The organism is Pseudoalteromonas sp. Scap03 (assembly GCF_013393115.1).
In the GTDB taxonomy this organism is placed as follows: domain Bacteria; phylum Pseudomonadota; class Gammaproteobacteria; order Enterobacterales; family Alteromonadaceae; genus Pseudoalteromonas.
On sequence record NZ_VDEU01000001.1, the window covers coordinates 862,501 to 876,044 of the forward strand.

At 40.4% G+C, this 13,544-nt stretch carries 15 protein-coding genes and 2 rRNA genes (1 of these 17 running past the window's edge); 11 read left to right on the top strand and 6 right to left on the bottom strand.

What is annotated here, in order from left to right; genetic code table 11:
• The 10 genes from FHG08_RS03880 to FHG08_RS03925 all read left to right on the top strand — a co-directional run.
• Window positions 1-1,051: ribosomal RNA gene (locus FHG08_RS03880) — 23S ribosomal RNA — on the top strand (it extends 1,834 nt beyond the left edge of the window).
• Window positions 1,052-1,188: 137 nt separating this feature from the next.
• Window positions 1,189-1,303: ribosomal RNA gene (gene rrf, locus FHG08_RS03885) — 5S ribosomal RNA — on the top strand.
• Between the two features lie 492 nt (window positions 1,304-1,795).
• A complete protein-coding gene (locus tag FHG08_RS03890) occupies window positions 1,796-2,728 on the top strand; it encodes a hypothetical protein (protein WP_008113289.1) in 933 nt (310 codons plus the stop codon).
• 25 nt (window positions 2,729-2,753) lie between these two features.
• On the top strand, window positions 2,754-3,653 hold the full coding sequence (locus tag FHG08_RS03895) for a DUF350 domain-containing protein (protein ID WP_041709155.1): 900 nt from the start codon (window positions 2,754-2,756) through the stop codon (window positions 3,651-3,653).
• A gap of 4 nt (window positions 3,654-3,657) precedes the next feature.
• Window positions 3,658-5,379, top strand: a complete 1,722-nt coding sequence (locus tag FHG08_RS03900) for a polyamine aminopropyltransferase (protein ID WP_178954468.1) — start codon at window positions 3,658-3,660, stop codon at window positions 5,377-5,379.
• An 80-nt stretch (window positions 5,380-5,459) separates the two neighbouring features.
• Window positions 5,460-5,873, top strand: coding sequence for a YjfI family protein (locus FHG08_RS03905; protein ID WP_008113284.1), 414 nt, complete (start codon window positions 5,460-5,462; stop codon window positions 5,871-5,873).
• A gap of 89 nt (window positions 5,874-5,962) precedes the next feature.
• The gene (locus FHG08_RS03910) at window positions 5,963-6,655 is read left to right on the top strand and encodes a PspA/IM30 family protein (RefSeq protein WP_055013441.1); all 693 of its coding nucleotides are present in this window, start codon (window positions 5,963-5,965) and stop codon (window positions 6,653-6,655) included.
• A gap of 71 nt (window positions 6,656-6,726) precedes the next feature.
• Window positions 6,727-7,365, top strand: coding sequence for a DUF4178 domain-containing protein (locus FHG08_RS03915; protein WP_138609634.1), 639 nt, complete (start codon window positions 6,727-6,729; stop codon window positions 7,363-7,365).
• Window positions 7,362-7,682, top strand: a complete 321-nt coding sequence (locus FHG08_RS03920; RefSeq protein ID WP_010392540.1) for a hypothetical protein — start codon at window positions 7,362-7,364, stop codon at window positions 7,680-7,682. Before FHG08_RS03915 ends, FHG08_RS03920 begins: the two co-directional genes overlap by 4 nt.
• 63 nt (window positions 7,683-7,745) lie before the next feature.
• On the top strand, window positions 7,746-7,931 hold the full coding sequence (locus FHG08_RS03925) for a hypothetical protein (RefSeq protein WP_021033113.1): 186 nt from the start codon (window positions 7,746-7,748) through the stop codon (window positions 7,929-7,931).
• Window positions 7,932-7,946: 15 nt separating this feature from the next.
• Here the strand turns inward: FHG08_RS03925 and FHG08_RS03930 are convergent, their stop codons facing one another.
• The 4 genes from FHG08_RS03930 to FHG08_RS03945 form a co-directional block, all read right to left on the bottom strand.
• On the bottom strand, window positions 7,947-8,348 hold the full coding sequence (locus FHG08_RS03930; protein ID WP_010392543.1) for a hypothetical protein: 402 nt from the start codon (window positions 8,346-8,348) through the stop codon (window positions 7,947-7,949).
• 10 nt (window positions 8,349-8,358) lie between these two features.
• A complete protein-coding gene (locus tag FHG08_RS03935; RefSeq protein WP_178954470.1) occupies window positions 8,359-8,877 on the bottom strand; it encodes a hypothetical protein in 519 nt (172 codons plus the stop codon).
• Window positions 8,878-8,985: 108 nt separating this feature from the next.
• On the bottom strand, window positions 8,986-10,365 hold the full coding sequence (locus FHG08_RS03940; protein WP_178954472.1) for a lyase family protein: 1,380 nt from the start codon (window positions 10,363-10,365) through the stop codon (window positions 8,986-8,988).
• 213 nt (window positions 10,366-10,578) lie between these two features.
• Complete coding sequence (locus FHG08_RS03945; RefSeq protein ID WP_008113269.1) at window positions 10,579-10,764, bottom strand: hypothetical protein; 186 nt, start codon at window positions 10,762-10,764, stop codon at window positions 10,579-10,581.
• A 193-nt stretch (window positions 10,765-10,957) separates the two neighbouring features.
• Between FHG08_RS03945 and FHG08_RS03950 the strand changes: the two genes are divergently transcribed.
• The gene (locus FHG08_RS03950) at window positions 10,958-11,548 is read left to right on the top strand and encodes a DUF938 domain-containing protein (protein ID WP_010392551.1); all 591 of its coding nucleotides are present in this window, start codon (window positions 10,958-10,960) and stop codon (window positions 11,546-11,548) included.
• Here FHG08_RS03950 and FHG08_RS03955 read toward each other — a convergent pair.
• Window positions 11,525-12,664 carry a GNAT family N-acetyltransferase gene (locus FHG08_RS03955; RefSeq protein ID WP_138609626.1) on the bottom strand — a complete coding sequence of 380 codons (1,140 nt, stop codon included), beginning with the start codon at window positions 12,662-12,664 and terminating at the stop codon, window positions 11,525-11,527. The genes FHG08_RS03950 and FHG08_RS03955 overlap by 24 nt on opposite strands.
• Window positions 12,665-13,045: 381 nt before the next feature.
• Complete coding sequence (locus FHG08_RS03960) at window positions 13,046-13,501, bottom strand: Lrp/AsnC family transcriptional regulator (protein WP_010392556.1); 456 nt, start codon at window positions 13,499-13,501, stop codon at window positions 13,046-13,048.
• Window positions 13,502-13,544 lie beyond the last annotated feature (43 nt).

A 13,544-nucleotide genomic window follows, 5' to 3' on the forward strand; every position in this document is an offset into this window, starting at 1 on the left:
TTGATGGGGTTATCTTCGGAGAAGCTCTTGATCGAAGCCCCGGTAAACGGCGGCCGTAACTATAACGGTCCTAAGGTAGCGAAATTCCTTGTCGGGTAAGTTCCGACCTGCACGAATGGTGTAACCATGGCCACGCTGTCTCCACCCGAGACTCAGTGAAATTGAAATCGCAGTGAAGATGCTGTGTACCCGCGGCTAGACGGAAAGACCCCGTGAACCTTTACTACAGCTTGGCACTGAACATTGAACCTACATGTGTAGGATAGGTGGGAGACTTTGAAGCAGAGACGCTAGTTTTTGTGGAGTCGTCCTTGAAATACCACCCTTGTAGTTTTGATGTTCTAACGTTGGCCCCTGAATCGGGGTTACGGACAGTGCCTGGTGGGTAGTTTGACTGGGGCGGTCTCCTCCCAAAGAGTAACGGAGGAGCACGAAGGTTGGCTAAGTACGGTCGGACATCGTACGGTTAGTGTAATGGTAGAAGCCAGCTTAACTGCGAGACAGACACGTCGAGCAGGTACGAAAGTAGGTCATAGTGATCCGGTGGTTCTGAATGGAAGGGCCATCGCTCAACGGATAAAAGGTACTCCGGGGATAACAGGCTGATACCGCCCAAGAGTTCATATCGACGGCGGTGTTTGGCACCTCGATGTCGGCTCATCACATCCTGGGGCTGAAGTCGGTCCCAAGGGTATGGCTGTTCGCCATTTAAAGTGGTACGCGAGCTGGGTTTAGAACGTCGTGAGACAGTTCGGTCCCTATCTGCCGTGGGCGTTTGAGAATTGAGAGGGGTTGCTCCTAGTACGAGAGGACCGGAGTGAACGAACCGCTGGTGTTCGGGTTGTCATGCCAATGGCATTGCCCGGTAGCTACGTTCGGAACTGATAAGCGCTGAAAGCATCTAAGCGCGAAGCAGGCCTCGAGATGAGTTCTCACTAGACTTTTAAAGTCTCTGAAGGGCCGTTGAAGACTACAACGTTGATAGGCAAGATGTGGAAGTGGTGTGAGCCATTAAGCTAACTTGTACTAATTACCCGTGAGGCTTAACCATACAACGCCAAACGCGTTTTATGTGATAGTGAAACAAGCGAAGAAGTTAATAGACTAAAGTAGATTACTGAAAACTTTTATTATCAGAAATTCCAAATTTTAGTTAGTGCGTAGCGATACGGACTGACACCAAATTTGCTTGGTGACAATAGCGTTTTGGACCCACCTGACCCCATGCCGAACTCAGTAGTGAAACGAAACAGCGCCGATGATAGTGTAGCATTTGTTATGTGAAAGTAGGTCATTACCAGGCTCCAAATAGTAGAAAGCCCGATTCGAAAGAGTCGGGCTTTTTTACGTCTGCAGGAAAGTGAAAATATTAGCTATCAGCCGTCAGCTATCAGTTGCACTGCGTTAATCAGACAACCGTAGCATGGGTTGAGTATCACGAAACCCACGGATAAAAGAACACGAAGAACACGACAGAGGATGAGTCGGGCTTTTTTACGTTTGGAATAAAGTAAAAGAAGGTATTAGGTTAAAGGAAGAGAATTGATCAGAGCCGACCCTAAGGCATTCTACTGCGTCATCACAACGAAGTAGCGCACCCACTCCAAATATAGTCAGTATACAGCCCTCAGTTTTGAAGTATTACCATCAGCACTCCGTCTTTACTGATCTTAGTTATTCTCCTTGCATCTTTAAACTAGTCCCTAAATTATCATCTTGTTGCAATTTCATTGTTGGTTTAATAACTGTCCTGTGTAAAACTATCTAGGATAATTTAGTAAATCAGGTGACATGAATGTCGAATATAAAAGCTTGGAAACTTCTCAGCCTGTTTTGTTTGTTTACAGCACTGATTGGTTGTCAATCTAAAGAAGAACAGCTACAACAAACAATTCAAGAGTCCATTAAAAAGGCCGATGTCGAGCTTACTCAGCTTGGTAAAGCACTTGATAATGGTAGTATACGTAATGCGATTATTCTTAAAGAATACAGTCGTATCCTTAAACAACAGCAGCCTGAACTCAGTAAGGTTGTTGATGTCGTTAGCCTTGATGCCACACGCCAAGGAGCCCTTTATAGTGGCTTAACCCAACGTCTTGATGATATTAAGGGTAATTACTTAATTCCTCCTTACGAAGACACTTTATACAATATTGATTTATTGCGTGAGGCGGCCAAGCCAACGTTATTTTCTGATGCCTTAACCGATCCTATTAATATGCTTGCGGATATGTCGAATGGCTCTTTGGCACGAGTTGGCGCTATAAGCCAAAAAGCTGAAGGCCAAGGGGTTGGTAACCAAATGGTAGGTAATCCTAACTATGGTAATTGGCAAACGAATAGTAGCGGTATTAGTTTTTGGCAATGGTACGGCATGTACCGTATTTTGGGTGATGTATTTGACCGAGTTGAATACGGAAGTTGGAGTAAACGCCGCAAGTATAGTTACTACAATGACTATGGTCGTACTCGTTACTCAAGCCCTAAACAAATAAAAACCCAAAGTGCGTTAGAAACACGTACACGACAATCTTACCAACGCCAAGGCAAGCAGTTTACTAGTCCTTATGCGAGTAAAAAAACAGGTGCATCAGGTTTGAGTCGCAGCAGTTATACGCCGCCTAAAAGTCGCAGCAGTTACTCAAGAGCGAGTAGTTATAGCAATAATTCAGGATCGGTTCGTAATAGCAGTAGCAGAACCTCGCGCGGCGTAAGTCGTGGTAAGTAAAGAATAACGTTGGAGTTAGAATAATATGTATGAATTTAATGGAATAACTATGTGGTCTTTGCAAGCACTGTCAGTAGACTTTGCAATTATCATCTTACTGTTTGTGAGCCTAAAGTATATTAAAGGTTGGGTGTCTAATTTACATGCTAATGATGAAATTACCGAGCGAGATAACTTTGCATTCGGAATAAGCTTTGCCGCTGGCTTAGTTGCCCTTGCGATTGTATTAACGGGTGTAAGTAGTGGTGCTTTTGCTGCTACGTTACAAAAAGAAGCTCTGTTAATGCTTGGCTATGGTGCATTAGCAATTTTGCTTATAAAGCTGGGTCACTTTTTTCAAGATAAAGTGGCATTGCGTAAAGTAAGCTTACATAACGAAATAGTCAAAGGTAACGTTACTGCGTCAATTATTGATTTTGGCCATGTAGTTAGTGTTGCGGTGGTTATTCGCTCTGCACTATTGTGGGTTGCTACCGAAGGCTGGCATGGCATTCCTATTGTGATTGCCGCTTTTGTGATTGGTAGTGTGGTACTGCTTTTAGTAAGCCAATACCGAGTGCAATTATTTAAACGCACCAATAAAAGCGGTGATTGCCTACAACAAGCCATTGTTGATGGTAATTTAGCAGTAGGTGTTCGCTATGCCGGCTTTTTAATTGGTAGTGCATTAGCCATTACTGCTGCAACAGGTATTGCTCCCTATGCTGCCGATAATATTAACGCGAGTTTACTTTACTGGGCGCTAAGTGCCGTTGTTAGTTTGGTTGCTTTCATTTTACTGCACTTACTGACGATTAAAATCATTCTTGCTGGGTGTAATATTTCAGATGAAGTGAATCGTCAAAAGAATGTGGGTGTTGCCGCTATTTCTGCAGCAGTGTCATTTGCTGTCGGGATCACTATGGCCACACTACTGGGTGCATAATCACGTGTCATCAACTCAAGCTTCCCCAAGTAAATTTAATTTACTTGGGCATGATATTTTACTGATCACTGTTATGGCCGTACTCGCAGGGTGCGGCCTTATTTATGAATACTTACTTTCTCATTACGCTGGCCGAGTACTAGGCTCAGTTGAGAGTGCAATTTACGCCATGATAGGCACTATGATTGTAGCTATGGGGATGGGTGCATTTTTAGCGCGTTGGTTTAAAGATGCCTTTACCGCATTTGCCTGGCTAGAAAGCATTATTGCGCTCATAGGTATGGGCTGTATATTAGCCATTGCCAGTATCATTGCTGTTAGTTATTCACTCCCTCATTTATTCTCAAGTATTTTTAATATTCCACCTGACGTTATTCTTAATGGTTATGTGTTTCAAAAGCTGCAAGAGTGGTCTCGCTTTTTACCTTATGTATTTGGCTTAATATTAGGGCTATTTATTGGTATGGAAATACCGCTTATTGCGCGTATTCGCCAGCATGTTTATGGACGTTTTTTAGAAAATAACGCCGGCACTATATATGGGGCTGACTATATTGGCGCCGGTATTGGCGCGGCAATTTGGGTGAGTATTATGCTCGCGATGCCAATAATGCAAGCCGCTGCTTGGACAGCGCTATTTAACATTATTGCCGGCCTTGCCTTTTTATGGCGTTACCATAGCTATGTACGCTTTGCTAAGTTGCTATTGGTTTGCCATATATTACTGCTGGTGTTATTCGCTTTTATTTTGCAGTTTGGTAGTAGCTGGATGGATAATCTAAGTAACGTACTATACAAAGATAAAGTTATTTATTCCCAAGCAACGAAATACCAGCATGTGGTGTTAACCGAACGCTTAAGTAAAAATCAGCCACAGCCAATCACCGATCTATACTTAAATGGTCGTTTGCAGTTCTCTAGTGTAGATGAGCAAATATATCACTCAATGCTGGTTTATCCTGCAATGCTCGCATCTAATCGTCATGACCGTGTTTTGATTATTGGTGGCGGTGACGGATTGGCCATGCGTGATGTATTAAAGTGGCCGGTTGAGGAAGTGACTTTAATTGATTTAGATGGACAGCTACTCAATTTATTTGGTCATAAAGATAACAAATACACACCGCCTGATGATATTAAACAGCGATTAGTGGCACTCAATAATGAATCGATGCATGACCCCCGAGCAAATATTATTGTGGGTGATGCATTTTTAGAAGTTGAGAGGCTACTGGATCAGGCTAAGCAGTTCGATACTATCCTAATTGACCTGCCAGACCCTAATCATCCCGATCTGAATAAGATGTATAGCGACTATTTTTATAACCATGTGCGTCAATTATTGGCACCTGATGGTGCTATGGCGGTACAGTCAACCTCGCCTTATCATGCAAAAAAGGCATTTTTAAGTATTGCTAAAACCGTTAAAGCCGCAGGTTTTGATTATGTAGAGCAATATCAGCAAAACATCCCTTCGTTTGGCCAGTGGGGGTGGACTATTGCTACTAAAATGGGGCAATCACCAAGTGCACGTATTAGCAATATAACGGATATGCCAGTGCCATCTCGGTGGATTAGTAAAAAATATTTATTAGCCAGTTTTGCATTTCCTAATAACTATTTTGAACAAGTTAACAATATTGAAGTCAATAGGTTAGGTTCTGGTCGTTTATATGATTATTACCGGGCTGCTTGGCAAATAGAAAGTGAATTGTATAAAAATTAATAAAACACGGTTGACATAATATGTCGACCATGCGAATCTTAACTCAGACATAATATGTCAAACGACAAAAAGGCAGAGACATGGAATTAAATGAACTTTCAATAAAATTAGCGTCTTTTGAAACTGAGGGTGCTAACTTTGAGTCTTTCTTGATTGCCAATCCAGGTGAGCAAGATGTTTTACAAGTCATTGTTGATGGAAACGATGAGCTTCCAATTTTTGTTACCCAAACACAAGAGCAATTATTATGTATTAGCTACTTGTTTGGTGAAGACGAAGTAAAAAGCGAGTTACGCGACGAGTTAAACGAAACACTACTGCGTTTAAACGTACCAATTCCGCTAAGTGCATTTGCCAAAATCGATAATAAATATGCGATTTTTGGTGCACTTTCGGTAAATTCATCATTAGATGACGTTACCCACGAACTAGTGACGTTAGCGGATAACGCAATTGATGCACTAGAAGCCGTGACCTTGTATTTAAACGATTAGGATACCCGCCTAGGTAAGTGCTGATTGCTAATAGTATATGGCTCTCGCTTTACCTAATAGGATATAAACAAGTTTTTGGAGTTAAGATTATGAGTATTTTAAAAAAATTATTTACAGCGGTACGTGGTGGCGCGCGTGAAGCGGGCGAAGCAATTGTTGATGCGAATGGTATTCGTATTTTTGAACAAGAAATTGCCGATGCACAAAATGCACTAAATCGTGCTAAAAAAAGCCTGACAGAAGTAATGGCTAAAGAGATGCAAACCAAACGTAAAATTAGCGCAGTAGATGCATCAATTGCTGAGCACGAAGCGTATGCAGGTCAAGCCCTTGAAAAAGGGAATGAAGCATTAGCATTAGAAATTGCAGAAAAAATTGGTGACTTTGAAGCTGAGAAAGCCGAACACGAGCAAGTATTAGCGGGCTTTACTAATCACATAGTGACCTTGAAGCAGCAAGTTAAAGATGCTGAAAAATCAATTAAAGAAAACCAGCGTCAGCTTACTATGGTTAAAACCACAGAAAGCGTTCAACAAGCGACAATGGCTGTAAATAGCACGCTTAATACTAATAGCTCGTCGATGACATCAGCTCGTCAGTCGCTTGAGCGCATTAAGCAACGCCAACAAGACCGTACTGATCAATTAGGTGCTGCAAAGTCTCTAGAAGCAGATGTTAATGGCGATGATTTAAAAGCTAAAATGGCTGAAGCGGGTATTGGTGATACCAATCCAAAAAGTGCTGATATTTTAGCGCGCATTAAAGCGAAGCAAAATAGCTAACATTTAGAACCATATTAAAAAGGTAACCGAGTTTTGCTCCGTTACCTTTTTTGCTTACAGAGGCACCTTATATGTTTAATTTTTTCAAATCTAAAAAAAAGCCAGAACGTCAGCTTAATCACGCGAGTGACCTTAAAAAAGGTGACATGTTTACAGTGATTGACTCGTTTGCTTATCCTGCATGGCTCAAAGGCCAAACACTTCGCGTTATTGATGTGCAAACGTATCAGTACCAACATAGTAGTGATACTGAATTCGTACTTGAAACTAACACAGGCCAAGTGGTGTTTTTACAAATAGAACAAAACGATGGTGAGCAGTGGGCTAATTTCTCAATAAAGATTCAGCGTGATGATGTTGATGAAGTATTTGGTTTGGATGAGTTTTCACGTATTTTTGATGAAGAATCGTTAACGCATATTACAGTTAAAAATACGCCTGAGCGCTTAATGCAGTTTTTAGCTGGCAGTTATCAACAAAGCGAATCACCTTATGTATGTTATTTTCATAATAAAGATTTTCGTGGCCAAGCGCTACCTCGCTATGAGCAAGACGGTGGTGAACCCTGTGAAATGATTTGTTTAGCGTCACCCGATGAAGGGCATAGCGTTAATATCGAAATTTGGGAGGGAGGTGAAACAGAAGTATCACTGACATTAACTCGCCCAATTAGCGATATCGTTGACTTGTTTCCTGGAGATGCCCAGTGAGTGATGCTAAAGACAAGTGGTTGCGCCAAGAGCAAGCTGTGCGCGCCACGCAAATGGCCTTTGATTTGAGTAGTGAGGTACAAAAGTCGATAAAAAAACAAGCTATCGACCAAGAACTTACTCCCTCAGATATGATCCGCAAAATTTTAGGCCTTGATGTAAAGTCTAAAAAAACACGGCAGCGTTTATCGTTTAATTTAAATGATGATGAAATAGCGCAATTGGCTAGTCGGTTTGAAGTTGCAGTAGATGATAAAAGAGCGGTAAAGCAACAGGTAGCAGATCTACTCATTGAGCATACAAAAAAGACTAAGTAACCCTTTTGCCTTCTTTATATAAAATACTTACACTGAGGTTATTATTTCTAAAGAAGTGCAGCTGTGAATATTATATTGATTGCCTACTTACTTATGTTTGCGTTATTTGGCACAGCGGCAAGCTACTTTGTGCGTTTTATATATGCTTATTGGGTACAAAAGAACATGCCTTTGGAATACATTTTTAAGGCTGGTGTATGTATTTTCATGGTAGTGGTTATTTCGGTGTTAATACCACTATTAAATTAACACCGAAACGAACTGCTACTGGTAATTAACGGTTTTACATTGGTTATCAATACATAAAGAGTGAACTTCTAGCACTGGTGAACAGTCATCGAACTCAAGCGCAGTGTTATTTTTTTGTTCTTGCTGAGTGATTTTTTGTGCTAATTGCTCGGCATGCTTTTGAGAATTATTTAATGTTGAATACACAACATACTTACTCGGCCCCCCACAGACACGCGAGCCAACACCTAACACCTTACATTGATAACTGGCTGTGCAGCTTTTATTACTTGTAAGCTCATTAAGCTGAGTATTTAAAACAGATTCACTCGCGTTTTGAGCTGTGCTTGGTGTTAGTGCGCTACTGCAACCGCTAAGCAGCATAGTCATGACAACACTGGCAGCTGATAGTTTAATTACGGATGACAAACAACTCATAATCTAATCCTTAAAATACACTTACCGCAGAGCCTTCAAGTTTAACACATTTATTTTCAACGCACTGGGTACTAGGCGCAGTTAAATGTTGGCAAATACTCATCATGCCTTTTTGCGCATTATAAGTACTTTCCAATTGAGTAATTGTATCGCTTAGGGCTGAAACCTGTTTTTGGGGGGCGCTTTGTGTAGAGTACACAATATAATCGCTCGGTCCACCACAGGCACGGCTACCAACAGCATTCACTTTACACTGTGAACTCGTTGAACATTGCTTATCTGCTATGAGGCTGTTTAGCTTAGCTTTTGCTGTTTTAATATCATCAAGCGACACTTCTTTTGCTGCATCAGCAGGTAATGGCTGTGCTATTTTATTTTGCTTATTCGCTTGTGGTAATTTTTGTTGCGGTATCGGCGTAGACGTATTTTCTACCGCATTGGTTTTAGTTTGCTCAGTTTTATTTGAGGTTGTTTCTAAGCACGCCGTTAAGCAAAGCGGTAGCAGTAGAGCGAGTAATGGAGTACGCATAATCGTTCCTGATAGTGATGAATTATTCATCACTATCATACACTGTGCATTCATTACAGCAATAAAAACTCTACTATCAACATATTAAAGAGGTGATAAGGAGAGTTTTTAAGTTAACCCGCCTTGCGTTAATTTAGCTGGATTGAGTAATGCCTCTAATTCTGATCGAGATAGGTCGGTTTCTTGCTCAGCGATATCAATAATTGGCTGTGCTTGCTGATAAGCTTGCTTAGCAATTTTTGCTGCTTTTTCGTAGCCAATAACAGGGTTTAGCGCAGTCACTAAAATCGGGTTTTTAGTTAATGCTTTATCTATCTGAGTTTGATTAACTTTAAAGCTAGCAATGGCTTTATCTGCCAACACTTGCGCGCTATTAGCGAGTATCTCGGTACTTTGCAAAATATTGTAAGCGATTACCGGCAGCATTACGTTAAGCTCAAAGTTGCCAGCTTGGCCTGCAACCGTAATAGTTGCGTCGTTACCAATGACTTGGGCGCTAACCATTGCAGCGGCTTCTGGGATCACCGGATTCACTTTACCAGGCATAATTGATGAGCCAGGCTGTAATGCTTCAAGTTCAATTTCTGAAAGTCCCGCAAGTGGGCCTGAGTTCATCCAACGTAAATCGTTGGCTATTTTCATTTGTGCAACTGCATAGACTTTTAGCTGTCCTGATAAAGCGACAATCGCATCTTGCGATCCAATATTATAAAAAAAGTTATCGCTAGGGGTAAATTGAATCCCTACCTTTTCAGTTAGCTGTGTGGCAAATAGAGCGGCAAATTGTGGGTCGGCATTAATACCTGTACCTACTGCTGTGCCACCTTGCGCTAGCTCACAGACACGTATTAGTGCATGCTCAATACTGCTAGCTGCATGCTTAACCTGCGATTGCCATGCGCTGAGTGTTTGCTCAAAAGTTATTGGCATTGCATCCATTAAATGAGTGCGCCCAGTTTTAACTATGTGACCGATGTCTGCTTTTTTTTGCTCTAAGGCGTCTGCTAAATTTGCTAGTGCTGGCAGTAATTTTTTATCAACGCTGATCGCACTACTCAAAGCAATCGCAGTGGGAATAACGTCATTAGAGCTTTGCCCCATATTCACATCGTCATTTGGGTGAATAGCTTGGTTAGCTTGTTTTGAGGCTAAGCTCGCAATGACCTCATTAGCATTCATATTTGAGCTAGTACCTGAGCCAGTTTGAAAAATATCAACGGGGAAATGCTCATAATGCTTACCATCAATAATTTCTTGGCAGGCATGGTCGATCGCATTTGCTTTCGTTTTATCTAAATGGCCTAGTTTGAAATTGGCTATTGCAGCGGCTTGCTTGATATACGCTAAGGCAATAATAAATTGCTGCGGCATTGTGAGGCTACTGATCGTAAAGTTATTGATGGCGCGTTGGGTCTGTGCTTTATAAAGTGCGTCAGCAGGCACGTTGAGTGTGCCCATGCTATCTGATTCTGTTCTAAAGTTACTCATTAGTACTCCTATAAAAGAGAATATATGACATTTAACTACGCTATATAAAAAGATATGGTGCTGTTATTACTATTTACAACGGTATAGCTAAAAAGTAGAGGGCGTCAAGGTAAGCTAATGATGGAACAAAATAAAAAGTCGACTTAAACTGATTTTAAGTCGACTTAAATAATGTATTTATATAAACAGCCGGTTACAAGGCTAAACAGAATTTTAATTGTAGCCAAGAATAAATATTTGGTCTGTTTCATGTTTGTTTTGTGCCTTTTGAGTATTTTTTACATGAGAAAGTAAGTCGATAACCGTTGCTCTACAATCTGTTTCATAACTCGTTTTATCTAGGCTTTTGTCTGTAACTGCCATTGCAGCATCTACTGCGGTATAAGGTGAAATATACATAATGTTATCCTTTTGTAGTTTAGTACTCATTAAGTGAGTAATTTAATAAAAGCATATAGCGTACCAGCTCGGTAAAGATAATTTAACGTATTGAAATTGATGTTATTTTATTATTTTGGTCAATTTACTCACGACAGAATAGCTGAAATTTGTTTTACTATTGTGCATTCATTTGCAATTTAGGTGCATCAGTATGACCAAACCGTTTTCACAAGCCTGCGAAAATAATAAAAATCATATACTTAAGGCTTTGCAGCCTGCATTGCAAAATGCAGCATCAGTACTTGAGATAGGCTCGGGGACGGGTCAGCATAGTGTTTTCTTTGCCAAAAAATTGCCACATTTACAATGGTATACCAGTGATCGAGAGGTTAATCATCAAGGAATAAAGTTATGGCATGATGAGGTGCAACTGGCAAACTTGCATCCGCCTTTATTACTTGATCTAAACTATTCTTGGCCAGTAAATAAAGTGGATGCGGTATATACTGCTAATACTTTTCACATAGTGAGCTGGGAGTTAATTACGCGTTTTTTTGCTGGAGTAAATCAGCACTTAAACCAGCAAGGAGTGGTGTGTGTATATGGCCCTTTCAAATATAAAGGGGAGTTTACCAGCCCCAGTAATGATGAATTTAATAGTTTATTGCAAAGTCGCGATCCGCTTAGTGGTATTCGTGATTTCGAAGCGGTTGAGCAGCTTGCAGTGCAATATGGGCTTAAGTTACTCAGCGATACTGCGATGCCTGCAAATAATCAGTTACTCATTTTTAAACGGCAATAAAGTGCTACATTGTTGTTTGTAAATTTCGATATGTTGGCATTCGCGTTCTAAGTAATCTGCAATGGCATTATTAAAATCGGGGTGAACAATGTGATGGGCAGAGTAAGTGATTATCGGTTGAAAACCACGAGCGATTTTATGCTCTCCTTGTGCCCCAGCATTAAAGCACTGAATGTTATGCTTAATAGCATAATCAATCCCTTGGTAATAACACAGCTCAAAGTGAAGCGAATCTATCTCTTCACTAGCACCCCAATAACGGCCGTAAAGGGTATTATCACCAATTAAGCTTAAGGTGGCGGCAATTACTTGCTGGTCTCTTTTGGCTAGCATAATGAGCAATTTGTCAGCCATTAAAGCGTGTAACAAGCTAAAAAAATCACTGTTTAAGTAGCCTAAATGACCCGATCGTTTTAAATAAGTGCGTTGATAAAACTCACAAAAAAGCTGCATTGTAGCGGTAGTGATTTTCTCGCCTTTGAGCCATTCAATACTGATATTTTGCTCTGTGATTTTAGCGCGCTCTTTTTTAACGGCTTTACGCTTTCGGGCATTAAAGGTTTTTAAAAAATCGTCAAAATCTTTAAAGTTATTATTAACCCATTGAAACTGCACGCCGATTCTTCGCATAGCACCGGTATCATAAAGATGGGTGGCTTGTGCTTTGTCGCAAAAGTTTACATGCCAGCCTGACCATGCCTGTTCTACGCAGTGGCTATTAAGTTGCTCTGTTATGTACTTATACACTAGCTTTGGATTGCTATGCATAATACCTATTCTTTGTCCCTCAATCGGGCTAAAGGGAATACCACATAGCCATTTAGGGTAATAATCTAAGCCATTTTTTTCATAAGCTTCAGCCCATGCCCAGTCAAATACATATTCACCGTAGGAGTGCGCTTTTAAGTAGCCAGGGGCAAGCGCAATGAGTTCATCGCCTTCATAAACGGCTAAGTGATGAGGCTGCCAACCTGTTTTTGCGCTTACACATTGGCTTTGTTCAAGTGCGTATAAAAAAGCGTGTTGAGTAAAAGGATCATCGCCAAAAAAATGATGCCATTTTGTTGCGTCAATCTGGTTGATGCTATTAAACCATTGGTGAGAAAAGTGGCTCATAATAATAGCCTTATCTTGGTACTGCGAGCATAAGTACATAAGGAAAAAGAGGTGCTTAAGTTATAGCGCGTGATTATTATTAAGTTATTGATAAATTTTATATGTGGGTATGTGTTCATTTAACATAGCAATATACGCAAAGACATTCTGAGAGCTTATCGAGTTATAGAGGTTTTGCAAGATGTTGATTAAATATAATACTTTCAAATTAGCGTTGTTTTTAGGTTTGATTTTGATGGCAAAAGAAATACTGAGTCATCTTTATTTAGACTTGAGCTGCTAAGATTAGTTTATAAAAAGGTGTAATCAAAAAGCTTATACTAAAGCTAATTATTACCTAATTAACTTCGAAAATAAACGGTCCTAACCTAGGCGTATATTTTAAAGTGGTAGCTGTTTTTTACTGAATGATTGCTTTAATACAACGGTTGATTCTATGTTGGCGATACAGCTTAAGCTTCCTAGTTGGTGCTTTACAAACTGCTCATAACTTTCTAAATCCTGAGAGATAATTTTTAATAAATAGTCGTGGCTGCCTGAGATCACAGAACACTCAAGTACATGCGGTAGCTTTTCTACATGTTGTTCAAACTGTTGTGCGGCACTCACTGAATTTTGGCACAGTCGCACGAAAGCATAAACCAGTACATTAAGGTTGAGTGACTTAGGGTTAATAGCAGCGTGATAACCAATAATAACCTGTTCTTGCTCAAGCTTTTTAATGCGCCTTAGAGTAGGAGTATCCGAGAGATTAATAGTATTGGCTAATTCTGATACCGACATTCGAGCTTGAGATTGCAAGGCAACGAGTAGCTGCTGATCTTTATTATCTAACATAGTTGTAGAATCTTATTATTTATCTATCTAATGATAGTGATTA

Excerpts from the sequence above, each read along its gene's own strand:
- FHG08_RS03950 (WP_010392551.1), top strand. The coding sequence starts at position 10,958 with ATGACCAAACCGTTTTCACAAGCCTGCGAAAATAATAAAAATCATATA.
- FHG08_RS03955 (WP_138609626.1), bottom strand. The coding sequence starts at position 12,664 with ATGAGCCACTTTTCTCACCAATGGTTTAATAGCATCAACCAGATTGAC.
- FHG08_RS03910 (WP_055013441.1), top strand. The coding sequence starts at position 5,963 with ATGAGTATTTTAAAAAAATTATTTACAGCGGTACGTGGTGGCGCGCGT.
- FHG08_RS03935 (WP_178954470.1), bottom strand. The coding sequence starts at position 8,877 with ATGCGTACTCCATTACTCGCTCTACTGCTACCGCTTTGCTTAACGGCG.
- FHG08_RS03940 (WP_178954472.1), bottom strand. The coding sequence starts at position 10,365 with ATGAGTAACTTTAGAACAGAATCAGATAGCATGGGCACACTCAACGTG.
- FHG08_RS03945 (WP_008113269.1), bottom strand. The coding sequence starts at position 10,764 with ATGTATATTTCACCTTATACCGCAGTAGATGCTGCAATGGCAGTTACA.
- FHG08_RS03905 (WP_008113284.1), top strand. The coding sequence starts at position 5,460 with ATGGAATTAAATGAACTTTCAATAAAATTAGCGTCTTTTGAAACTGAG.
- FHG08_RS03930 (WP_010392543.1), bottom strand. The coding sequence starts at position 8,348 with ATGAGTTGTTTGTCATCCGTAATTAAACTATCAGCTGCCAGTGTTGTC.
- FHG08_RS03890 (WP_008113289.1), top strand. The coding sequence starts at position 1,796 with ATGTCGAATATAAAAGCTTGGAAACTTCTCAGCCTGTTTTGTTTGTTT.
- FHG08_RS03895 (WP_041709155.1), top strand. The coding sequence starts at position 2,754 with ATGTATGAATTTAATGGAATAACTATGTGGTCTTTGCAAGCACTGTCA.
- FHG08_RS03915 (WP_138609634.1), top strand. The coding sequence starts at position 6,727 with ATGTTTAATTTTTTCAAATCTAAAAAAAAGCCAGAACGTCAGCTTAAT.
- FHG08_RS03960 (WP_010392556.1), bottom strand. The coding sequence starts at position 13,501 with ATGTTAGATAATAAAGATCAGCAGCTACTCGTTGCCTTGCAATCTCAA.